The following is a 22045-nucleotide window of genomic DNA, read 5'->3' on the forward strand; positions in this document are numbered from 1 at the left end:
GATGTTTAAGCATTTTTATTATACCCTATATCGTTATTGCTTATTTTAAAGGTGATATTCATTATTCTGAATATTAACCAAGTCTTAATTAAGTCTTAACTGGGCTAGATTCTGCTCAACTAAAGCCCACCTTTCACCTACAGTTGTAGTGAAACTTCCATGTAATAAAATCAAATAATTTTCATATATTTCAATGTGTTATTTTTAGTCTGTGACGCTTTGGTATGGGGTTCTCTGCATGATTTCATTAATAAATTTTAATTAAGACCTTATGATTTATATTATTTTATAGCTTATGTTTTAATTGCTGCTCTGATTTTTTAATTCAAATAAAGAGTACATTTTTATGCGCTGCATAATAACTATATCTGATCACAATAATTTTTTCTCGTATGGGCTGTATCATTTATTTAAGAGCCATCTTAAAAATTGTTTATTGGTTAAGACTACGAGTCTTGGCAATGAAACTGATGATAGCTTTATCGCTATATCCTTTTGTGAGAATGTCAGCGTTACTCTTGAAATTAGAGATAAAAAACATATGGCAAGAGAACTTACTTCGGAAGTGGTTATTTTTAGAGATGACAGTGTTAATCAATTAAGCCATAAAGTTGAATCTACAATCGCTAATATGCTAAAGCATGGCCACGGGCATGATGTTATCTGTAATAATCGTGGAGTTATTAAATTAACGTCAACTCAAATAAAAATTTGCGAATTTTTTTATAATGGTATTACCACTAAGACTGCTTCTATTTTACTGAATCTAAGTGAGAAAACCATTAGCACTCATAAGCGAAATGTTATGAAAAAGATAAATGTTATTAATAATCAAGGGCTATATCTTTGGATTGAAAAAAATAAGAATAACTATTTTTAAGTGTCCATAAAAACAAATAAATTAAAATGATAAGGTTTTTTTGATGAACGACATTGCTCTTGTGAATAAAACTTATTTCATATTTAAAATAATTATGTCTATCGTGTTTGTCTATTTTGTTTCATTTTTACTGCTAAAGGTTAGATATTGTAAAAGTGATGTAATTAATTGTAATGCGAATCTGACCATTCATAGAAAAGAACTGGGTCTAATGACAAAACTTATGGTCGAATTTTCTATGAATAATAATAATGGAATTGTCTATATTGATGGCGTTGTTTATAAAAATAATGAGAAGATAGGCACGATAAGTCGTAGAACCTTTTTTGATGTAACAGCAATTAATGATGATTTGTTACTAATATCGAAAAGAAATTGGGTGACAGAAACTAATAATGTGAATGAATCTTTATTTTCAGAGCTGATGCTATCGAAGTTTTATTTAGTTGATGATCATCCGATGGCTGCTTTCTTCACTAAAAATCGTAACGGAAGTTATTATATTTCGACTAAAACCATGCCCTATGTGTACTGCTCTAAGGTTTTAGGAGATCGCTAGAGTTATCCTTTTAGAAATAGTGGTCTATTAACATACTGAGGATATTATTGCTGCTCAGCCTCCTGTAAGTAACCCGTCAACGCGAATCATTCATTCCTTCATACAGATTATGTCCCTTGGAGGAGATCGTCATGTGCAAGCTCCATTATCTGTTAATTGCCTTTATGCTGTCTATTTGGGTTAGGGAACCTGAAAAGATAGCAGTCACAAAGCTGGGCTATCTCAGGTAACTGACTTCAGCATATAACCCCAATTGATGGATTTAACTGTCATGTTTCAAACATATTCGGACTGATATTCTGTATTGTCTGTATTAAACAATACATTTAAGAGTGAAGTTAAATATATTTAAAATCAACAAATTACAAGTTTATTTTTATTGAAGATAAACCTGAAGAGTCTTAACTCCACCTTAATTAGACTAAATCACTAAATGGTTAGCTTTCTCTAGAACATACTCAAATCCCTAATCAACGTGTCACTAGAGGAATAAATACATGCGTACAACACTTTTAACTTTATCACCTGCCGCATTGTTATTGTTGGCTTCGACTGGAACGGCTTTTGCCGCAGAATCTGGTCGTAATGCCATGATAACAATAGAGGCTAGCATCGTAACTGCAACCTGTGATGTCTCGGTCACTGACCGATTGAATTTGAATAACCACACAGCAGCCGTTTTCACTGCCGCTGATACTTTTATTGATACGACGGCACAAAATTTTGATGTGAGACTGATGAATTGTGGGAAACCGTCGGCGGAGGATGATACTGCGAGCTTGCGTATTTCGGGTTCAACACTGAGCGGTGGCAGTAACAATATCTTTAACAGCGATAATAGCTCTAGTGTTGGTGTCATGGTCAAACATGAAGGCACCATCCTACAAAGTGGAGACTCTATTCTTGTTGGGACTGCGGGTAGTACGCCGGCACCTGGAGATTTTGAAAAATCGATTTCCTTAAGTGCCGCGTTGGCTACCACTAATATATCGGCCATCGAAAATACAAAGATTAGTGCGCCAATTACATTTAGCTTCGTTTATAACTAACCATTTCTGATGGCAGGCGATGATAACTCCCTGCCATCAGGCAAGAGGAGTTTGAGTAATGAAATTTTTATTTCGCACACTGTCTTTAATATTTGTTGGTTTGACTGCCAGTCAAACCGTTCAGGCTGGCGGATTTGGTATTAGTGCCACTCGGCTAATTTACCCACAGGGTGCATCGAGTGTTTCACTGACCTTGCGCAATACGCAACCAGATGCTCCTTATTTGGTACAGACCACTGTCAGCACTTCTATTGATGGGAAAGGAGTTGCCCCTTTTTTGGTTACTCCTCCTTTATTTCGACTCGAACCAAATAGTAGCAACCAAATTCGGATTTCTGCTAAAGGCGGGGCTTTGCCCAGTGATCGTGAATCGGTTTTCTATATTAATGCTCGGGCTATACCCAGTAGTGTTGCAGGAACAGGAGAAGATCAGCAACAAAGCGTTGGTGGTGAAGTAAAACTGGGCGTTGCGAACGTCATCAAGCTATTTTATCGCCCTGCTGGATTAGCCCCGACAGTCGCCAATGCCCATAAGAACCTACAAATTACCCGAGTGAAAGAGGGATTACAGGTTTATAACGCCTCACCCTATTTTATTAATTTTGCTGGCATCAGTTTTGCCGGAGAGGCGCTATCTTTGGCACGCCCCGAAGCCAGTATGATTGCCCCTTTCAGTAGCCATATCTTCCCGACCAAAGTTAAACAAGGGGAGATCCGCTGGCGGGTGATCAACGATCTTGGAGGTATCGATGCCTTTACTAAAGTGGTGCCGTAATGCGGGTTCTGCGAGCCTTTTCATCGGTATAGTCGCTCTGCCGGTACAAGCTGCTGAAACAGTGGATTTCCGTGCCACCATTGTCCCTGGAACTTGCGAAATTAAGCTAGATCAAGAGGTTTTGCATTTGGGGAGTGTCCAGACAAGCTCGTTGTTATCGGGAACCGTGGCTGAATCCAATACTTTCTCTCTGGAAGTACAAAATTGCAGCGGGACAGCACCTAGTAGCCAAAAACCTGTTATCCAGGTCACTGGGAAGGGTGATGGTAATGATGGTAAATGGCTGTTTCGTGACGCTGATTCAGACGCTCAAGGGGTTGGTGTGCTGCTAACTCAAAACATGAATACCGTTAGCCATGGTGACAAGCTCCAATTTCAAGGAATAGTTCCGCCAGCCACAGGAGCCGCTATGGCATTTTCCGCTGGGGTATCCTGTATTGATTCGGGGGGCTGTAACCCAACCGCCGGTAAGCTCATTGCTCGAGTTACCTTCAATTTTCTTTACGATTAAGAGCGCATTATGATTCGAGCCTTTCGTTTCCGAGGCCTGCAACTGATTAGTTGCTTACTCCTTGGCTTCTGGGGAAATTTCGTTTTTGCTGCTGATGGCGGAATAAGCCTTGGACAAACGCGGGTCGTATTTAATGAAACTGATCAGGCGCGCACTGTTCTGGTTAAAAATGATGGCGATAAAACTTATTTAATTCAGTCTCTGGTTCAACTGGATCCAGATAATAAGCAAGCAGCACCTTTTATCGTGACACCACCATTATTTCGGCTGGAGCCTAATAGCCGTAATTTGCTGCGTATTATACGCCAGAATGAAGGAACATTATCGCAGCAAAATGAATCGGTATTTTATTTATCTGTTCTGGCGATTCCTGCTCAAGCCTCTGAGTTAACAGAGCAGGCTCAGCTATCAATGGGAGTTCGTTTTTTGATTAAGCTGTTCTATCGCCCCGATGGGTTGAATATGACCCCGGAAGACGCTTATTGCAAATTACAATTTACCCAAGTCGCTGAGGGTATCCGTGTAGAAAATCCTACACCTTATTATTTAACGCTGGGGCAATTGAATATTAATCATCGCGCCGTTAGTTTCGAGAAGCACCCAGCAATGATTGCTCCTCATAGTAATCAAGTTTATCCAGCTATTTCACCATTGGTAATGGCTGACTGGCGAGTGATTACCGATTACGGGATCCTCTCGTCGAAATGCGAATATTTACCGCCATAATTCCTGGAGAGTAAATGAAAATTTTCTGGACTCGCCTGTCATTAATAATGATAGGGAGCTTACTGATGCTCAATAGTTTATCGGTGAGCGCAAATCAGGCTGAACTTAAGGGTATTTCCTTTTATGTGATGCGGGTTATTTACCCGGAAAATGCCAGTCAGGGTGTTGCATTAACCGTCTATAACAAAAGTGATCAGCCTTTTTTAATGCAATCTTGGATTCGGAATATGGATCCTCAAACTGGCGGCGTTGCACCGCAGGGCAAAGCCGTTACTCCGATGCCCTTTATTGTCACTCCGCCGCTGCAACGACTAGAGCCTAATAGTGATTTGACCTTGCGTATTCGGCGTACCGGAGGGGAGTTAGCACAGGATAGGGAGTCAGTATTTTATATTGCTACCAAGGCTATCCCATCGACACCTGCGAATATGGCGCAAAACGGCGGTCAATTAACGTTAGCTGTTGTCAGTAATCTTAAACTCTTTTACCGCCCCTCCAGTCTGCCGGACAGTGGGGTGGCAGGTGCTGCCTCACAACTACGCTTCCATCTGGAAGGTAATACGCTGGTTGCTGAAAACCCAACGCCGTTTTGGTTGACATTTTCTCGGTTAAAAGTGGGTAACTATTTGTTTGATAATGCGGCTATGCGTCTGATGGTTCCACCAAAAGGACAGCAACGCTATAACTTGCCTGCGGGTACAAAGGGGCCAGTTGAGTGGCAATTGCTTGATGAGTCAGCATGGAATACGCCGTTACAACAACAAAAATCACTTACTGGCTCATCTCGATATTGATATCCAGTTTACCGACAAACTTATTTTAACTGCTGGTTAATCATATGTTTTTAATTCCAATTTTGTGTATTGGCAAAACAGATAAACCAGATTGAGCTAAATATTATGAAACGGCACGTTAATGGGATAAAAATCTCACCCATATTGACGGGTGCGATATTACTTACGTCTGTTCTGCCTGCTTGGGGCCGGGATTATTTTGATGCCGGGCTGCTAATGCTTGATCAAGAGCAGTCTGAAAAAGTGGATTTGACTCAGTTTGAGGCTGCCGATCAGGTGCCTGAAGGGGCTTATCTGGTGACGATATTTGTTAATCAGATTGAGCACGGTGAGCAAACAATTACTTTCCAAAAAGGTTCTCGGAATAAGGTTGAGCCACTTCTCACGCCTGCGTTACTGAATGAGTTAGGCGTGAATACCAGTGCACTGCCGACATTCTCAAATTTACCACTGGATAAGCCAGTGGAGGATTTGCCCGCCCTGATTCCTCATGCGCAGGTGCAATTATCGCTGGCCAAGTTGCGGCTGGATATCAGTATCCCTCAAGTCGCAATGCAGCCAAATAGTAGCAATCAGGTTGACCCCTCGTTGTGGAATCAAGGGATTCCGGCATTTTTGCTGAATTATAACTTGAACGGCAGCCGCAGCCGGCGTTCTTCCCAATCAGAGTTGGGAACATCAGAGCAAACAAGCCTCTTTGCCAACTTACGGGCGGGATTGAACTTTGATGCTTGGCGTTTACGCAGCCTGATTACCCATAGCCGGAATACGACGAATGGCGATAATCGTGCAGGTGAAAGTACGCAGGACACCCAGTTTATCAATAGCTATCTGCAGCGGGATATCCAGCCCTGGCATTCTGAAATATTGGCAGGTGAAAGTAGCAGTGGTGGGGATGTTTTTGACAGCATTCCGTTCCGTGGCGTCAAACTTAACTCAACCGAAGAGATGCTGCCTAACAATCTGCGTGGTTTTGCTCCGGTTATCTCTGGTGTTGCACAAAGTAATGCGAGGGTAACCGTGAGGCAGAATGGCAACATTGTGTATCAAACCTATGTTGCACCAGGCCCGTTTACGCTAAATGACTTGGGGCAGAGTGGTTCTTCAGGTGATTTGACAGTAACGATAACGGAAGCTGATGGCTCCGTTCGCACCCAGACTGTCGCCTATTCAACACTGCCGGTAATGTTACGTCCTGGAGCATTTAAGTATGAGCTGACCAGTGGGAAATACAATGGCAGTACCACTGTGGGTTCTCAGGAGTCAACCTTTGGACTCGGCACGCTGGTTTATGGCCTGCCCTATAATCTCACGCTGTACGGTGGTGGACTGGTTGCAGATGATTACTTCTCAAGCGTGGTGGGGAGCGGGTTGTCTTTAGGGAACTTTGGTGCATTGTCTGCGGATGTCACTCAGTCGAACGCTAAGCTGAAGGACGTGGATGAGCGGCAAAAAGGGGAGTCATATCGGTTGCGCTATGCCAAAAATATTGCCAGTACCGGCACATCAATTGATGTCGCGACTATGCGCTACTCGACCCGTAATTATTACAGTTTTTCCGATGTTAACAACAATGGCTACCAATTACGCGACGATCAGTTGCCTTGGTCACAAGACCGTAAGCGCAATAGTTACCAGTTACGTTTGTCTCAGAATATGGGGGACTTCGGGTCGCTATATGTCTCTGGGATGCGGGATAACTATTGGGACAACGGTAAGGTCAATAACAACCTTACTGCGGGCTATAGCAACAGCTATCACGGGGTGACTTACGGCATGAATTACAGTATTGACCGCATTAAAGGGGACAATAGCTGGCCGGAAAACAGGCAGTTATCCATGAACGTTCAAGTTCCATTAAGTTTGTTGAGTGGCTCATCACTGGCTAACCGTAGCTTCGCCAGTTATCAGATGACAAATAACAACCAAGGTAGTGTTCAGAATCAGGCGGGTATTAACGGAACATCGATGGATGACCGTCTTTCTTACAATGTGACACAAGGCTGGTCTAACGACGGCAGCAGTGACATGGGGTCTGTGAATACCGGTTACCGTGGCAGCAAGGGCATGGCGAATATGGGATATAGCTATGGTAGTGGCTATCGCGCGGTGAATATGAATGCTAGCGGCGGGGTGGTGGCACATGCCGACGGGGTCACATTGAGCCAACCTTTGGGCGATACCGTTGCATTAGTCAGTGCGCCAGGCGCCAGAGGAAGTAAGGTGATGAGCGGCAATAATCAGGTGGACAGTCGTGGTTATGCGGTTGTGCCTTATCTCTCAAACTATCAGCGTAATAATATTAGCCTGGATCCGGCAACCCTACCTGAGGGGGTTGACATAACGCAGTCAAGCCAAAATCTCTACCCAACTAAAGGTGCAGTGGTTAAGGCTAACTTTGCAACACGTGTCGGTTATCAAGTATTGGTTACTTTGAGTAAAAGCGGCGGATTAATACCTTTTGGTGCCGTGGTTTCCGTTGAAGGGAGCGCGGGTGAAGAGCCGAATACCAGCATTGTTGGAGATGCTGGGCAGGTCTATCTCAGCGGGCTACCAGAAAGTGGTCGTCTAAAAGTGAAGTGGGGAGGGGATACTAGCCAGCAATGCAATGTATCGTTCAGTTTGGCGAACACCCCTGCCCCATCAGCGGCTAATCCGATACGTCATTTGCCATTACGTTGTGAGGTTTAACATGTTGAGCACCGAGAATTCACCCAATAGAGGGGTAAACACAGTGACAGATAAAATAAGTACCACGGGTTTTACGCGGTTACGAATAGGGCTTTGTCTGCTGTCATTGGGCGTTATTATGCCATTACAGGCAACTATCATTGAAATTGGTAGTGGTAGCCAACAATGGGCAGGTCCAGCCTTTAATCAGAGTATTTCCGCCAGTTTTGATGGCTACTATATTATGCTCAATCCAAATTACGGTCTTGTTGCCATCACGGGCGCGGGAATTCCTGAAACCACGGGTTGCGTTAATAACACCGCCCTAAGTGATGTTGGTGGAGTACAAGGGTATAAGATTGCTCAAGGAATTTTTTTGGTACCGCAGGCATCTTTCACTATGACTTATAAGTTAAATAGTGGCTCATCAGAAACCATGAGTGGAACTTTTGGCAATTCGGGCGTTCAGGGGATAATCTCAGGATCTGGAAATGCAGCGGCAACGCCGCCAAATTCTGCCTGGTGTTTATCACCTCGGGGAGTCCCGGCATCACCTTTTTTCGAGGAATATAGCGTCCGCAATGGAACAATAACGGGCCATTGGGTCATTATCACCGATGGGACCCAGCAAGATGGAATATACCCCATTCCTGAGATGTATTTTAGTAGCAGTGCATTATCGAGTGCTACGAAGGATAGTATTCTTACTGGCCATCAGGTTAAAGTTTCCACACGGCAATGCTCGATCAGTATTAATAAGTCGATCAACTTTGGCGAAGTAGAACATAATTCGACTTTTGGGGCTGAACTAGAACTAGTGAAGGATAATCTGGAGGTGGGATGCACCCAAAATAGCGCGAATCCTGCTGCTAATATTAATATAAAATTTCAGGCTAATTCAGGGCTTTATGGCAGTGAAGCAACCCGTTTATCTCTCAATGAGGGAGGAGGGTATATCACAGGTGAAATAACGGGAGTGACAGGCGCTGGAACATGTAATCTCACGCAAGGTCTGAAGTTTAATGGCGAACCATTAAAATTAGGTTCAATCAATGCGGGTGAATCTAGCGAAACTTTCTCAAATGAACTCATTTGGCGACTATGTTCCGGTGGCGACACATTACCTGTTGGTAACGTTACCGCCTCTGCAACTGCCGATATTATCTTTAACTGATCGTCGAATAACTCTAGTGAACATATATTATTATATTTAATCTACAGTATTAAAAATATTCTAATTTATAGATAAACAAACAAGTCACTGGAGTGATGGCGTGTTAGGAACAGAATTCCAGTTGGATTTTACACACTGATGAATGTTGATTTAATCAATTAAAACAAAAGATTAACTCTTAATTAAGTTTGGTTAAGACTATGTTTCTTTCTTTTGAAAACAATTGATATTAAATTCATATCAGGTTTTAGATATCGGAAAGTTGAGGCGCTAACAATGAGCGAAATTATTATGGATAGGAAGGTGAGACGATGTTTTTTATGTAAAGTTATTAATTCGGCCACCAGAGGTAAACTGATTTTAGGCATTGTACTTATTTTTATTGGTGCAATGGGAATGCTATTTGCCATTACTCAATAGTTTCTTCAAAAGCCCTGAGCTAAATCGCCAAGGGTTTAACTTATACCTCAGCGTTATTTAAGATGACTTAAAAGAGAGGTGCCCATGAGCGGTAATCGTTATTCCGAAGAGTCCTAAATTGAAGCGGGTGACTGTCGAGAGAGGCATGCTAAAAAAGCCGCGGCTTTTTGGCATCTGTTCTGCCCCGCTTAATTAATCACTTGGGATACAAACTGGGGCACATTGTGGGACTCGTACAGACTTTAGAGCTTGTTTGTTGGACTTCCCGCTGGCATTATCCTGAGCAGGGATTAACGGAACGTTAATCGCAACTATTTGATTTTATTTGACTCGGGGTGCCTGCCGCAAAAGTGGCTTGGCTGAGAAATACCCGTATAACCTGATCTGGATAATGCCAGCGTAGGGAAGTCACGGTACCAAAAGGTTCCGCCTTCTTGACCGCCGGTTAGGAGGAATATGAACGTCCAACCTGCCGCTTTTGTTTCACTTATCGCTATTAACCCGTCGTCGATCAGCTTGAGTATGGAGACATATTCATGACGCGCATTAATGCACTGACCATTGCTGGAACAGACCCCAGTGGCGGCGCGGGTATTCAAGCTGACCTAAAAACCTTCTCGGCATTGCAAGCGTATGGCACCAGTGTTATCACCGCGTTGGTGGCGCAAAATACCACTGGTGTGCAATCGGTCTATCCTATCGAACCGGCATTTGTCGCGGCTCAGTTGGATTCTGTACTGAACGATGTCCGCATTGATAGCGCCAAAATCGGCATGTTAGCCAATGCTGAAATCGTCGACATCGTTGCTGCGCAGTTACGCCGATATCCAATTGCGTTTGTCGTATTAGATACCGTCATGGTGGCGAAGAGTGGTGATCCGTTACTGGCCTCCGACGCGGTGGCCGCACTGCGCGAGCAATTGCTGCCACAGGTTGACTTGATTACGCCTAACTTGCCAGAAGCCGCGGCGTTACTGAACTGCCAGCCAGCAAGCGATGAACAACAGATGCGTGAACAAGGGCGGGCATTATTAGCGTTGGGCTGCCAAAGCGTATTAATGAAAGGGGGGCATCTATGTGGCGAAGATAGCCCAGATTGGCTATTTACCGCACAAGGTGAACAGCGTTTTGTCAGCCGTAGAATCAACACTCGGCACACTCACGGCACAGGTTGCACCTTATCAGCCGCGCTCGCCGCATTACGGCCACGGTATGGGAATTGGGCTGAAACTGTCGAAGCAGCCAAAAGTTATCTGCAAGGGGCATTGGAGCAGGCTGATTCTCTAGAGGTGGGGAGTGGGGTGGGGCCGGTTCACCATTTTCATGAGTGGTGGTGATCCCCTTCGTCCTTGAAGCCGCAGGGTTGTTAGCTGCACTCACGCGCCCGAATCACTGACTTGAGTCAGCTCATCGGGACTTATTCGCTGGCTGCCTACCTGCGGCTCCAATGACTTTGGGGATAATTTTGTTTTGAAGCCGCAGGGTTGTTAGCTGCACTCACGCGCCCGAATCACTGACTTGAGTCAGCTCATCGGGACTTATTCGCTGGCTGCCTACCTGCGGCTCCAATGACTTTGGGGATAATTTTGTTTTGAAGCCGTAGGGTTGTTAGCTGCACTCACGCGCCCGAATCACTGACTTGAGTCAGCTCATCGGGACTTATTCGCTGGCTGCCTATCCGGTGGCAGCCAATGGATCACGCTAATAAATAGCGCTGCATCATCGCAAACATCGCGATGGCGCGTTGTAGATGATGTGCATCAAAACGATTTAGCAGGTAACTGTCTGCACCTTTACGCGGGCGGATACACAGTAAGAATTTTGCATTCCCTGCTTCATCGTTTATCTGATCAAACTGATAACTGCCGATGTCTTTTTCATCTTCACGCCAAGAAATCTGTATTGCAGGGAACGGATTTGTGGCGGTGGGTTGCCTAACAGCCAAGAAATACTCACCAGCCCAAAAACCAGCATAATCCCCATCAGCCTGCAAAGATTTAGTGCGGAAAATTTTGGCTGAAGCTAGCTGGCTAATGGCATCTGAGGTTATTTCTTGCTGCGCTTGCCGCCAAAGCGGTGCACCGTTTTCTAGCTGCCAACAAGCAGCCCCGAGATAATCATTCAGATCACGCCAATCAGCATCTAATTGTTCGCGCAGTGCTTCATCGAGGATATTACGGTATTGCTGCATACCGCTGGGTTCATCGCCCAATGTTTCGTAGGTAATCAGCTCCATGGTGCGTGGCTTGCGGCGAAAACTCATCCACAGCACCACTTTAGGAATGCGAAACTCAATCGATTGAATACTCAACCGGTATCGGTCACTTTTATTCACCAGAAAACCGTTGGAGGTACCGCGCTTATTCTGATAATTTCGCACCACCACCACGTTGTTTAGCCCCATCCAACCAGAAATGTAGTGCTCATTGTCTGAGTTGGCGATATCCAGATCGAGGACCATCTGGATGATTTTATCGCTCTCAAGTTTGCTCAGTGGATGGGCATCCGCAGCAGAGTAATAGAGCTTCTTGGGTGCTTCGGGTAACTCATAGGTTAGCATGGTGCGGCCTTCTAATAATCATCTGGTTCATAGCTTAACTCAAGCTGTCATACAGATTATGGTATAACTGGAATTAGGATGAAAATTCGTGCTATGGATCAACTTTTCCCTCCATTGGTGGTCATAGACAGGCAAACACACTCTACACCTGCAAATCAGTAACACAGGGCGAGCATTCAATACCCTGACGAGTAGATAATCAGATCATAAGGATTTCGATAATGAAAGGTCGTAAAACCCGCCATTGTCTTGTTGCTGCGGCGATACTCAGTGTCCATTCCTGGGCCTTCGCGCAGCCAGTCAGTGCAACACCTGCTGTTTCCACTCCACCTGATGTCTCCGCGCCATCCGCCGTGACTTCACCTACGCCAGCCCCGGTTAAACCGCTGCCGACGACGGCAGATCTGTTGCAGCAGCCTGTTTATAAGAATAGCTGGCAGAAAATGACCAAGAGCCAGAAAAACCTCCCAGCATGGGCGCGCAAAGGCATCGGGACATCAGGGCCATATGAGATCATCCATTGGGAAGGGAAGCCGTATAAGGTCGGTAGAATTTGCAAACCTCATGACTGCAGCAACAATTTTATGTGGGTAGCATTTAGCCAGAATAAAAAGCAAGTCTGGCAAGCTTGGGGAATGCGAATCACGGTGGACAACAAACCGCAAGCGATGGACAACCCCAGCCAGTTTGCGACCTACCAATGGCTGGGCCACCCTGATGAGGTGATTCAGGCCATGCTGAAGAATCAGTTACAGCAAGACCCTAATTGGCGCTGATTTGGCGAGAATAGGCTCCAAGATGCAGGTGAATAGCTAACTGCAGATAAATAGCAAACAAATGCTGTCCCTCTGCATCTTGAAAAGGGTAGGTATCAGCTGATGCCTGCCTGATGTAAATCATGCAGATTAATCGCACCGACCAGTTTTCCTTCCAGATTAACCACTGGCGCAGCACTGATATGATGCTGATGCAGGGCTTCCAGAGCCTCACCGGCACGCCATTGCTCAGGTAATCGGAAACCGGGCCGAGTAATGGCACCAGCTAACGGTTGTTGCAAGGTACCACCCTTTACTAGCCAGCGGCGTAAGTCACCATCGGTGAACACCCCGACCACTCGCTGGTTATCATCGCACACTGCCACAAGTCCCAACCCAGTACGGCTCAACTCCAACATAGCTTCCATTACGCTGTCGGTTTCATTAACACTTGGCAGGCGATCGCCAGTTCGCATCAAATGATGGACGCGGTTGAGTAAGCGTGCACCCAAGCTGCCGCCTGGGTGCGAGCGCGCAAAATCTTCCGCGTTAAAGCCACGATAACGCATTAATGCCATCGCCAGTGCATCCCCCATCATCAGGGTATTGACCGCACTGGAGGTTGGGGCTAATCCCATCGGGCAGGCTTCGTGCTCAACGCTAATATCCAATACGCAGGCAGCATTTAACGCTAATGGCGAGGCTTTACCGCCGGTAATAGCGATCACCGGAATGTGGCTGTCAGCCAGCAGCGGCAGAATCAAATCTAACTCTTTAGCTCGGCCAGAATAGGAGATAAAAATCAGCACATCTTGCGGACCAATCATGCCTAAATCGCCGTGTAATGCTTCGGCGGGGTGAACGAAAAATGAGGGAGTGCCGGTACTGGCCAATGAAGCGGCAATTTTTTTGCCAATATGACCGGATTTGCCGATACCGGAGACGATAGCTTTACCGGTACACGCCAGCAATAGCTCACAGGCACGGACAAAATTATCATCTAAGCGAGATAACAGACGTTGTGCTTCAGTGAGCTCAATTTCCAGTGTTTCACGGGCATAGGTCAGTAATGGGTTAGTCATTTTTATCTACCAAAATGATATTGATGCCCATATCTTGCAGCGCCTGCAGATATTCAGCACTGATCCCTTTATCGGTAATCAGGGTATCAACGGCACTGAGCGGGCAGACGACATTAGGGCTTTTACGGCCAAATTTGGAGGAATCGACCAGTAGAATGATGTGGCTGGCGGCGCGGCACATCGCGGTGCTGACATGATAAACCTCGTTAAAGGTGGTCACACCGCCTTTTAAATCAACGCCATCGGCACCGATAAAGAGCTTATCGAAACTAAAATTATCAAATGCAGACTCGGCCAAACTGCCATGAAAAGACGCCGATCCTTTACGATACGTGCCACCGGGCATCAGAATAGTTTGATCGTTATTCAACTCGACCAGCTCATTGACGATATGCAGGCTGTTCGTCATCACCGTAATATTGTTGAATTTGGTCAGGTGCGGGACCATTTGTAACACGGTGCTCCCCGCATCAAAAACTAAACTGTCACCATCTTTGATGAGCTTACTGGCCGCTTGAGCGATTTGCTTTTTCTTGTCGGTATTAATATGGGTTTTACGATCAATCGGCTGTTCGACATCATCGCGGTTTAGCACTACCCCGCCATAGGTACGGATAACCGCCCCTTCTTTTTCAAGGCTGGTTAAATCCTTACGGATAGTCGTGCCGGTGGTTGAAAAGTGGGAGGCGAGTTCATCGACTGCCGTCTTGCCGTGTTGCTGGAGATATTCCAGTATTGCAACTTGCCGCTGCTTTGGTTTCATAGCGATTCCTGCTCAAGTATTTCCATTGCCTCTTTTTCAGGCACAACTTTCACATGAAAAAGAATAACTTTCATTATGAAAATATCATGATTTCGGTTTAATCGCTAACGATAGTGCAGTTTGGCATGCGGTATCCGTAGGGAAGATCACATTTGGGATTAAATCCTGTTGATGCAATCCGTGGAGGTGCGTTAGTGGGCGTGGTCGAGCAAAAACACTGATACCCCGCATGATCATGCTGTCACGCACCCGCATATTCTCATCAAAAGCTAAAGCCATCACCACTCTGGGTTTAAAGCGTCCACCTGAGCGGCCCACCCCGACGGAGCGGTTGTTCTGGCACAAGCGATCAAATGCGCGGTTGAACTGAGTAATTTGCCACCAACCGAGTAAAATTTGTAGAACCCAAGCGATGATGACAACGCTGATTAGTGCTGAAGTGGGAGTCATATTTTCGTTACTCTTCGCCCTTGACGCCGCAGCGGTGTTAGCTGCTCTCATTCACCCGAATCACTGACTGATGTCAGCTCATCGGGATTCATTCATTTGCTGCCTTGCTGCAACGCCAATGGCTTTGAGTAACCCTTTACGTTGCCCTTGACGCCGCAGCGGTGTTAGCTGCTCTCATTCACCCGAATCACTGACTGATGTCAGCTCATCGGGATTCATTCATTTGCTGCCTTGCTGCAACGCCAATGGCTTTGAGTAACCCTTTACGTTGCCCTTGACGCCGCAGCGGTGTTAGCTGCTCTCATTCACCCGAATCACTGACTGATGTCAGCTCATCGGGATTCATTCATTTGCTGCCTTGCTGCAACGCCAATGGCTTTGAGTAATCCTTTACGTTGCCCTTGACGCCGCAGCGGTGTTAGCTGCACTTATTGACCTAAATCACATATTGAAATTCCCGAATCACCGGTGCGAGTCAGTGATTCGGGTTTCTCTTTTACTACCTTAAAACATCACTTGACCACCGGTAATATTGATGGATTGACCGGTGCAATAGCTGGCCTTATCACTGGCGTAAAACAGCAGGGTATTCAACACATCTTGATAATCGCACCCGCGTTTTAGTGGCACTTTATCGGTATAGTACTTCTCAACTTCTTCTGGCTTAATACCCAACTTGGCAGCGTACTGAGGCAACAGTGACTGGAACATCGGCGATTTCAGCAAATTACCTAACATCAGTGAATGCACGGTAATACCGTAATCAGCCAAATCTAATGCTAAGGATTGCGTCAGACCCACACCGCCAAACTTCGCTGCACTGTAACCGGAGTTGTGTTTGCTGCCCACTTTACCTGATTTGGAATTGATTTGGATAATACGTCCGCCATGACCATCACGAATCATTAACCGAGAGAATTCACGAGCGCATAAGAAATAACCGACCAAATTCACCTGCAACGAACGGTCGAAATCACCCAGCGGGAAATCAGTGATCGGCGCGGCTTTCGCGATACCTGCACTGTAGACTAACAAATCGCTCCGATGGAAACTTTGATCCACCGCTTTTGCCAGCATCTCTACGCTGCTTTCATTGGTTGCATCAACCTGAAAACCACGGGCGCTATCAGCACCATACTCTGCATTAATCTGTTCGGCGACCAACTGAGCGTTATCAGAATTTAAATCTGCTACCGCGACTTTATAACCCGCTTCGGCAAGACCGTGGCACAAAAATGCGCCCAGAGTTTGTCCACCACCAATCACTACTGCTACTTGTTGTGACATATACACCTCCACATTTACCCGCGGTTCTTGACGCTGCAGCAGTGTTAGCCGCAGCGTCAATGGCGTTGGGTATAAATTAATAAATCAATTAACGAATAAATTTCAGTGAGCTGCCGATAGGAATATCACTGGGTGTCGGGCCGTTCACATGAATGGAACCGGGGAACTCAGGTTGTTCATCTCCGTTGAAACGGATGGTGACATGACCCAATTCGCGTAAATTTTGGGTCGCAACCTCGCCAACCGCCGTGATGACATAGCGCTGTTGTGCCAATTCCATAATGTTGCCTGCCTGTAATTCCCCATCAGTGGTGCTGTGCTGGTGGATAAAACAGAACTCTTCAATATCTTTAGGTGCCCCTTCGCGGAAGGTGATGAGCATGTCATCAAGCAGCGCCTCACGGGCGCTGTCGCCGATATTGGTAATGGTTGTCTGATAAATAGTATTCATACGTACATCCTTAACCGTTGAATTTTTTACAGAAATCTTTACGTTACGGTTTTACCGATTCAATAAATCTGGCTGACCTAGCACCTGTTACTGATAGATAAAGGCGGACACAGCCCAAGCAATTAACACTGTTGGTGCACCGGTCAGGAAGCGGCCAACTAATACGGATGGCACACCAACCCGCACCGTATCTTGCTTCGCTTCAGCCAATGACAGACCCACAGGGATGAAGTCACATGCCGCTTGAGCATTTATCGCAAACAACGCGGGTAGGGCTAATTGTGGTGGGATATTCCCCAAACCAATTTGTACCCCAACCAATACGCCGATAACTTGTGCAATAACGGCTCCTGGGCCTAAGAACGGTGACAACAGTGGGAAGGAACAAATCAGTGCCAAGAGCACGAGCCCTATTGGACTACTGGCCAATGGCGTGAGGCCGTGGGCAATAAAATCACCCAAACCAGATGCCATAATGATGCCGATTAATGCCGATACGAAGGCCATAAACGGCAGGATAGTTTTCAATACGGTGTCAATGGTGTCGCGGCCTGACTGGAAGAACACCGCCACAACGGACCCCATCCCCATCCCAACTTTTGCCAACAAGCCATCACTTTGTTCGGTGATTTTTTTGCTGGTGTCGTAATCACGTCCTGCTTTGGCTGCCGTGTTTTCCACTGCTTTTGGTGCTGCTGCCGTCATGGTTTCTGCTGGCGCAACAGTTGGCGATGCTTGGCCTGTTCCACTGATTTTCTGGATATTCTTTTCACGGACACCGGAAACATAAATATCTTCCAGTATGTATTGCGCCATCGGTCCGGATTGACCGGTTGAATGGATGTTGACCGTTGGAATACGGCGTTTTGGATACAAACCGCAGCGTAGCGTGCCGCCACAGTCAATAATCGCGACTGCAATTTCATCCGCTGGCGGCTCACCTTCTTTGAATCCATCCACCGCTTCCCAGCCGGTCAGTTCACTAATACGGTCGATAATCGCTGGGCGAGTCCCTGCGGTGATATAAACAATTTTTTTACCGGGGACGATGGGCAACTCTAATGGGCCACCCCAACCGCCTTCGCCTTTTTCAATCCGGATAAATTCACTCATGATCTGCTCCACACAGTATGTATTTAATTTACATATTAAAGTTGTACGTTACGGTCCAGACTGATGCCCATTTTGCGTTCGAAAATGGTGGTCGTCAGGTCAGTTACCCAGCCACGGAAGAAGTTGGTGAACAACCCGACCAAGAAGTAACTCACGGCTAGCGGACCCAGCGGTAAGCCCAATGTGGTTAAGCCACTGGCAATACCTAAGAAGACGAATAACTCACCTGGGTTGATGTGTGGGAACAGACCATTCATGGAGTGGCAACTGTACGAAGCGGCTGCGTAATAACTTGGTTTGTATTTCTCTGGCATAAAGCGCCCGAGACTTAAGGTCATCGGGTTACAAAAAACGAAAGTCCCGATTAATGGCAACAGCAGGTAACGAGAAATAGGATTCCCCGCGCAGCGCTGTGCCAAACGTTCGATCCTATCCTGACCGACAAATTTGATCAGGGCATTCATGATGACTAACAAACTGATCAGTAAAGGTAAAATCCCGGTGACCATACCAACAAAAACTTCTCCCCCTTTTTGAAAGAGTCCGATAAACCACTCGGCTCCATGGGTTATAAGTTCAATCATTCTATTTCTCCTGTAATCGCGGTTATGGCTGTTTTTTATAAACCTTTGTTATAAGGTTTTGTTATGAAAAGAAATTTTAGAGACCACATGCTAAAATGGTTTTCAAAATACTGAAGTATTAAAACGAACCTCAGAATCTTGTCTATCGCCATGCAACTACCTTAATCATTTTTTAGATCTATTTATTGCATATAGATCACACTTTGAAAGATAAATCTTTCAAAGTGAAGATTAAAAATAAAAGAAAATTGATTTGAAATGAAAGGTATTGGATGGAATTGAGCGAAATGTACCCAAATGAAATCAGGTCATTGTGAGGTTTTGTTGGCAGTGCGGGGAGGTAAAATCGAAATAAATCATGGGCTAACCGTCGTTAACCCACTAAGAGATCACTAGCCGAGCAGTTCGCAATTTGGTGGAAGGCGGCACTGGATAGCATTGGGGAGGATTTCGATGCGGAAATGCTTACCTGACAAGGGTTCACCATCCAAATTAAAGATAATGTCGTGAGGTGCAGTGATTTCTAACCACGGCAGGGTAGCTTCAACAATGTTTTTGTTTTTCTCACCACTAAAGACACTCGTCAGTAGAGCAGGCAGTAACTCTTCGGCTGTCAACAGGCGTAATTGCAGTTGGCCATCATTAATCAGTGCTGTGGGGCAAAGAGGCTGCCCACCCCCCGCTTGTCTACCATTGCCTATCCCTATCACCAATGCATCACCCGCCCAATCGAAGTCAGGCCCATGAATCTCGCAGCTATCGGCTTTTATGGCGTCCATACGCATCAGACCATGGATAAAATACGAAGCCCCACCTAGCACGGCTTTGAGTTTCTCGGGTGTTTCCGTGGTGATACGAGTGCCAAAGCCTCCCGTCGCCATATTGATAAAATAGTGTTCGTCATTGACTTGCGCGATATCAATAGCAACGGCGCGGCCTTTGACGGCCAATTGCATAGCATTGTCGATTTGCAGTGGAATATTGCAGCTGGTGGCAAAATCGTTGGCAGTGCCCAGCGGTACAATCCCTAAATTAGGCCGATCGGTGATGGGGATTGCCATCAATGCAGTGGCGACTTCATTAATCGTCCCATCGCCACCACCGGCAATCAGGGTATCAACCCCCAGTGTTATGGCCTCTTTGACATAACGTTTTGCATCACCTTGCTCCCAAGTGACCCGAACATGAAGCGTTACACCTTCCTCCCGCAGGTTTTTAACTGCCTGTCGGACATCAAGATTACCTGATTCTTTACCGTTTAAGATGAGAAGGGCGCAGGGTGTTGAAGTCATAACTTGCTCCATATCATTTCTGTTATCGCGTTAAATTCTGTTATCGCGTTAAAGTATATACCCTTCATCTATGAAGTCTCGGGCTTGTTAGTCGTGCTCACTTACCTGGGATTCGTGTACAGACTGTCGGCCTTTGACTGCTATGGCTATATCCGATTATTTCAAGAATAATTGAAAATATTAATGATTGTTAGGTTTAAAATGAATGGGTTTTATTTTTACTGGAATATTAAGCTAACTGGAATAATTATTATTTAAGGTCAGACTATTCTTGTGGGCGCACTTTTCTTATTATTAGTTAATCGCTTAACTCGGTTGATTAATAATGAGGTTAGAGATAAATTCTTTAGAATCAGTAGGATGAAAACCAAAAAGAAAAGGCCAGCCCAAGGGAGATTGGGCTAGCCAAGGAGGTGGTTCCTAGTCTTGTTTTAAATCTTTTTTAGTTCTTGATTGTACTCGAGCTATACTACCTCGACGATATTATAATTGATGTGATCTAATTCTAATATTTGCTAAAAATGCCATCTTAGCGATGGCATTATTTTTTATTAGGCTACGTTACGCTTTATCATGGGGATTACGGCTATTTGTTCCGTTCAGATTCCGGATCAACAAGCCATATTCCACATTAATATCGGCAGGGATCGGCAAATACATGATATGCCCATTACCTGGCGCGATATCCGCAGACAGGCCTTTTTTATCCTGCATGCTGTCGAGGATAAACTGGATATTACCGCTTGGTGTCATCAGTTCAACGCTGTCACCGACCGAAAATTTGTTTTTGACGGCGACTTCAGCCAAGCCATCACGGCGTACGCCAGTAAACTCACCGACAAACTGTTGGCGTTCTGAAACAGAATAGCCGTAGTCATAAGTTTGCTGCTCTTCATGCACGTGGCGGCGTAAGAAACCTTCGGTGTAGCCTCGATGAGCCAGACCTTCCAGCGTGGTCAACAGCGTTGGATCGAAAGGTTTGCCCGCAACGGCATCATCAATCGCTCGGCGGTATACTTGCGCGGTACGGGCGCAATAATAGAATGATTTGGTCCGGCCCTCGATTTTCAGCGAATGCACGCCTAATTGCGTTAAGCGTTCCACATGTTGAATCGCCCGCAAGTCTTTTGAGTTCATGATGTACGTGCCGTGCTCATCTTCTGAGGCCGTCATATACTCACCGGGGCGCTGGGCCTCTTCTATCATAAAGACTTTGTCAGTCGGTGCACCGATACCCAATGTAGGCTCGACATTCTTCACCGCAATGGGCTGGTGGATGTGCACGATGTTACCGATTTCATCTTCTCTGCCTTCCTGAACGTTATATTCCCAACGGCAAGCATTGGTGCATGTTCCCTGATTCGGATCGCGCTTATTGATATAACCCGATAGCAGGCAACGACCAGAATAGGCCATGCATAACGCACCATGGACAAAGATTTCCAGTTCCATTTCGGGGACTTGCGCGCGGATTTCAGCGATCTCTTCCAGCGATAACTCACGGGAGAGTATCACGCGAGTCAGGCCCATCTGCTGCCAGAACTTGACGGTCGCCCAGTTGACGGCGTTAGCCTGCACGGACAAATGAATGTCCATCTCAGGGAAGGCTTCGCGCACCAGCATAATCAAGCCGGGATCAGACATAATCAGCGCATCTGGCCCCATATCAATCACAGGTTTCAAATCACGTAAAAAAGTTTTCAGTTTGGAATTATGAGGGGCAATATTCACCACCACGTAGAAGCGTTTACCTAGCGCATGTGCTTCCTTGATCCCTAATGCCAGATTTTCGTGATTGAATTCATTATTGCGTACCCGCAGGCTATAACGCGGCTGGCCTGCATAAACAGCATCCGCCCCGTAAGCAAAGGCATAGCGCATATTTTTGAGTGTACCGGCAGGGGACAATAATTCAGGTGTAAAAGGTTTATTTGATAATGGTGCAGATGACGACATAGTTGGCTCTCAGTCTGAGTTCAAGTCAGAACCACGCCCATAGGGGTGGCTAAAAGCCGAGGATTGTAACCTTGCCGCCCCTGAAAATCAGTCATCGCACAACTTTTGTCAGGTTTAAATGATTTAGATCAATATGTGGAAGAAATGCGCGGTCATTCGCCCCGCGCATTGTGTTGCGTAAAAGATTTAAGCAA

Annotated in this window: 21 protein-coding genes and 1 riboswitch; of the genes, 11 read left to right on the plus strand and 10 right to left on the minus strand. The window is 45.7% G+C overall.

Going from position 1 to position 22045, the window contains the following annotated elements:
* Positions 1–436: 436 nt before the first annotated feature.
* The 10 genes from DA391_RS05830 (at position 437) to thiD (ending at position 10895) form a co-directional block, all read left to right on the plus strand.
* Positions 437–880, plus strand: a complete 444-nt coding sequence (locus tag DA391_RS05830) for a helix-turn-helix transcriptional regulator (protein WP_159074557.1) — start codon at positions 437–439, stop codon at positions 878–880.
* Positions 881–923: 43 nt separating this feature from the next.
* Positions 924–1439, plus strand: a complete 516-nt coding sequence (locus DA391_RS05835; RefSeq protein WP_050286256.1) for a hypothetical protein — start codon at positions 924–926, stop codon at positions 1437–1439.
* 497 nt (positions 1440–1936) lie between these two features.
* Positions 1937–2488, plus strand: coding sequence for a fimbrial protein (locus DA391_RS05840; RefSeq protein ID WP_050081938.1), 552 nt, complete (start codon positions 1937–1939; stop codon positions 2486–2488).
* 58 nt (positions 2489–2546) lie between these two features.
* On the plus strand, positions 2547–3263 hold the full coding sequence (locus DA391_RS05845; RefSeq protein WP_050081936.1) for a fimbrial biogenesis chaperone: 717 nt from the start codon (positions 2547–2549) through the stop codon (positions 3261–3263).
* Positions 3238–3774 carry a fimbrial protein gene (locus DA391_RS05850; protein WP_108087445.1) on the plus strand — a complete coding sequence of 179 codons (537 nt, stop codon included), beginning with the start codon at positions 3238–3240 and terminating at the stop codon, positions 3772–3774. Before DA391_RS05845 ends, DA391_RS05850 begins: the two co-directional genes overlap by 26 nt.
* Before the next feature lie 9 nt (positions 3775–3783).
* Positions 3784–4500: a fimbrial biogenesis chaperone gene (locus DA391_RS05855; protein WP_050286257.1), complete on the plus strand. Its 717-nt coding sequence runs from the start codon at positions 3784–3786 to the stop codon at positions 4498–4500.
* Between the two features lie 14 nt (positions 4501–4514).
* On the plus strand, positions 4515–5294 hold the full coding sequence (locus tag DA391_RS05860) for a fimbrial biogenesis chaperone (RefSeq protein ID WP_050081931.1): 780 nt from the start codon (positions 4515–4517) through the stop codon (positions 5292–5294).
* A 105-nt stretch (positions 5295–5399) separates the two neighbouring features.
* Positions 5400–7985 (plus strand): fimbria/pilus outer membrane usher protein, encoded by a 2586-nt coding sequence (locus DA391_RS05865; RefSeq protein ID WP_108087446.1) that lies wholly within the window; start codon positions 5400–5402, stop codon positions 7983–7985.
* Positions 7986–8028: 43 nt separating this feature from the next.
* Positions 8029–9138 carry an adhesin gene (locus DA391_RS05870; RefSeq protein WP_138070062.1) on the plus strand — a complete coding sequence of 370 codons (1110 nt, stop codon included), beginning with the start codon at positions 8029–8031 and terminating at the stop codon, positions 9136–9138.
* Positions 9139–9879: 741 nt separating this feature from the next.
* Positions 9880–9981, plus strand: a riboswitch (TPP riboswitch).
* A 113-nt stretch (positions 9982–10094) separates the two neighbouring features.
* Positions 10095–10895, plus strand: coding sequence for a bifunctional hydroxymethylpyrimidine kinase/phosphomethylpyrimidine kinase (gene thiD, locus DA391_RS05875; RefSeq protein WP_108087447.1), 801 nt, complete (start codon positions 10095–10097; stop codon positions 10893–10895).
* Between the two features lie 359 nt (positions 10896–11254).
* Here thiD and DA391_RS05880 read toward each other — a convergent pair whose 3' ends face one another.
* On the minus strand, positions 11255–12118 hold the full coding sequence (locus tag DA391_RS05880; RefSeq protein WP_167398164.1) for a hypothetical protein: 864 nt from the start codon (positions 12116–12118) through the stop codon (positions 11255–11257).
* Positions 12119–12339: 221 nt separating this feature from the next.
* On the opposite strand from DA391_RS05880, the gene DA391_RS05885 reads away from it, so the two are divergent.
* Complete coding sequence (locus DA391_RS05885; protein ID WP_108087448.1) at positions 12340–12894, plus strand: inhibitor of vertebrate lysozyme family protein; 555 nt, start codon at positions 12340–12342, stop codon at positions 12892–12894.
* A 95-nt stretch (positions 12895–12989) separates the two neighbouring features.
* Here DA391_RS05885 and gutQ read toward each other — a convergent pair whose 3' ends face one another.
* From gutQ to yegQ, 9 genes are all read right to left on the minus strand, one after another.
* Positions 12990–13955: an arabinose-5-phosphate isomerase GutQ gene (gene gutQ / locus DA391_RS05890; protein WP_050081921.1), complete on the minus strand. Its 966-nt coding sequence runs from the start codon at positions 13953–13955 to the stop codon at positions 12990–12992.
* On the minus strand, positions 13948–14718 hold the full coding sequence (srlR, locus tag DA391_RS05895) for a glucitol operon DNA-binding transcriptional repressor SrlR (RefSeq protein WP_019212138.1): 771 nt from the start codon (positions 14716–14718) through the stop codon (positions 13948–13950). The genes gutQ and srlR overlap by 8 nt, the downstream gene beginning before the upstream one ends.
* A gap of 84 nt (positions 14719–14802) precedes the next feature.
* Entirely contained in the window at positions 14803–15168 is a 366-nt protein-coding gene (gene gutM, locus DA391_RS05900) for a transcriptional regulator GutM (RefSeq protein ID WP_050081919.1), read from the minus strand.
* A 504-nt stretch (positions 15169–15672) separates the two neighbouring features.
* Positions 15673–16455: a sorbitol-6-phosphate dehydrogenase gene (gene srlD, locus DA391_RS05905; RefSeq protein ID WP_019212136.1), complete on the minus strand. Its 783-nt coding sequence runs from the start codon at positions 16453–16455 to the stop codon at positions 15673–15675.
* An 88-nt stretch (positions 16456–16543) separates the two neighbouring features.
* Positions 16544–16906 (minus strand): PTS glucitol/sorbitol transporter subunit IIA, encoded by a 363-nt coding sequence (srlB, locus tag DA391_RS05910; RefSeq protein WP_019212135.1) that lies wholly within the window; start codon positions 16904–16906, stop codon positions 16544–16546.
* An 87-nt stretch (positions 16907–16993) separates the two neighbouring features.
* A complete protein-coding gene (srlE, locus tag DA391_RS05915; protein ID WP_050081917.1) occupies positions 16994–18019 on the minus strand; it encodes a PTS glucitol/sorbitol transporter subunit IIB in 1026 nt (341 codons plus the stop codon).
* A gap of 35 nt (positions 18020–18054) precedes the next feature.
* Entirely contained in the window at positions 18055–18603 is a 549-nt protein-coding gene (gene srlA / locus DA391_RS05920; protein ID WP_019212133.1) for a PTS glucitol/sorbitol transporter subunit IIC, read from the minus strand.
* Positions 18604–18995: 392 nt separating this feature from the next.
* Positions 18996–19895, minus strand: coding sequence for a lipid kinase YegS (gene yegS / locus DA391_RS05925; RefSeq protein ID WP_057644979.1), 900 nt, complete (start codon positions 19893–19895; stop codon positions 18996–18998).
* Between the two features lie 561 nt (positions 19896–20456).
* Positions 20457–21776, minus strand: coding sequence for a tRNA 5-hydroxyuridine modification protein YegQ (yegQ, locus tag DA391_RS05930; protein ID WP_430980867.1), 1320 nt, complete (start codon positions 21774–21776; stop codon positions 20457–20459).
* Between the last annotated feature and the right edge of the window lie 269 nt (positions 21777–22045).

This window comes from Yersinia massiliensis (assembly GCF_003048255.1).
Classification (GTDB): domain Bacteria; phylum Pseudomonadota; class Gammaproteobacteria; order Enterobacterales; family Enterobacteriaceae; genus Yersinia; species Yersinia massiliensis_A.

What these genes read in the sequence shown, in the direction of transcription:
- DA391_RS05835 (WP_050286256.1), top strand. Translation starts at nt 924, where the DNA reads ATGAACGACATTGCTCTTGTGAATAAAACTTATTTCATATTTAAAATA.
- DA391_RS05840 (WP_050081938.1), top strand. Translation starts at nt 1,937, where the DNA reads ATGCGTACAACACTTTTAACTTTATCACCTGCCGCATTGTTATTGTTG.
- DA391_RS05845 (WP_050081936.1), top strand. Translation starts at nt 2,547, where the DNA reads ATGAAATTTTTATTTCGCACACTGTCTTTAATATTTGTTGGTTTGACT.
- DA391_RS05850 (WP_108087445.1), top strand. Translation starts at nt 3,238, where the DNA reads ATGCCTTTACTAAAGTGGTGCCGTAATGCGGGTTCTGCGAGCCTTTTC.
- DA391_RS05855 (WP_050286257.1), top strand. Translation starts at nt 3,784, where the DNA reads ATGATTCGAGCCTTTCGTTTCCGAGGCCTGCAACTGATTAGTTGCTTA.
- DA391_RS05860 (WP_050081931.1), top strand. Translation starts at nt 4,515, where the DNA reads ATGAAAATTTTCTGGACTCGCCTGTCATTAATAATGATAGGGAGCTTA.
- DA391_RS05865 (WP_108087446.1), top strand. Translation starts at nt 5,400, where the DNA reads ATGAAACGGCACGTTAATGGGATAAAAATCTCACCCATATTGACGGGT.
- thiD (WP_108087447.1), top strand. Translation starts at nt 10,095, where the DNA reads ATGACGCGCATTAATGCACTGACCATTGCTGGAACAGACCCCAGTGGC.
- DA391_RS05880 (WP_167398164.1), bottom strand. Translation starts at nt 12,118, where the DNA reads ATGCTAACCTATGAGTTACCCGAAGCACCCAAGAAGCTCTATTACTCT.
- DA391_RS05885 (WP_108087448.1), top strand. Translation starts at nt 12,340, where the DNA reads ATGAAAGGTCGTAAAACCCGCCATTGTCTTGTTGCTGCGGCGATACTC.
- gutQ (WP_050081921.1), bottom strand. Translation starts at nt 13,955, where the DNA reads ATGACTAACCCATTACTGACCTATGCCCGTGAAACACTGGAAATTGAG.
- srlR (WP_019212138.1), bottom strand. Translation starts at nt 14,718, where the DNA reads ATGAAACCAAAGCAGCGGCAAGTTGCAATACTGGAATATCTCCAGCAA.
- gutM (WP_050081919.1), bottom strand. Translation starts at nt 15,168, where the DNA reads ATGACTCCCACTTCAGCACTAATCAGCGTTGTCATCATCGCTTGGGTT.
- srlD (WP_019212136.1), bottom strand. Translation starts at nt 16,455, where the DNA reads ATGTCACAACAAGTAGCAGTAGTGATTGGTGGTGGACAAACTCTGGGC.
- srlB (WP_019212135.1), bottom strand. Translation starts at nt 16,906, where the DNA reads ATGAATACTATTTATCAGACAACCATTACCAATATCGGCGACAGCGCC.
- srlE (WP_050081917.1), bottom strand. Translation starts at nt 18,019, where the DNA reads ATGAGTGAATTTATCCGGATTGAAAAAGGCGAAGGCGGTTGGGGTGGC.
- srlA (WP_019212133.1), bottom strand. Translation starts at nt 18,603, where the DNA reads ATGATTGAACTTATAACCCATGGAGCCGAGTGGTTTATCGGACTCTTT.
- yegS (WP_057644979.1), bottom strand. Translation starts at nt 19,895, where the DNA reads ATGACTTCAACACCCTGCGCCCTTCTCATCTTAAACGGTAAAGAATCA.
- yegQ (WP_430980867.1), bottom strand. Translation starts at nt 21,776, where the DNA reads ATGCGCTATGCCTTTGCTTACGGGGCGGATGCTGTTTATGCAGGCCAG.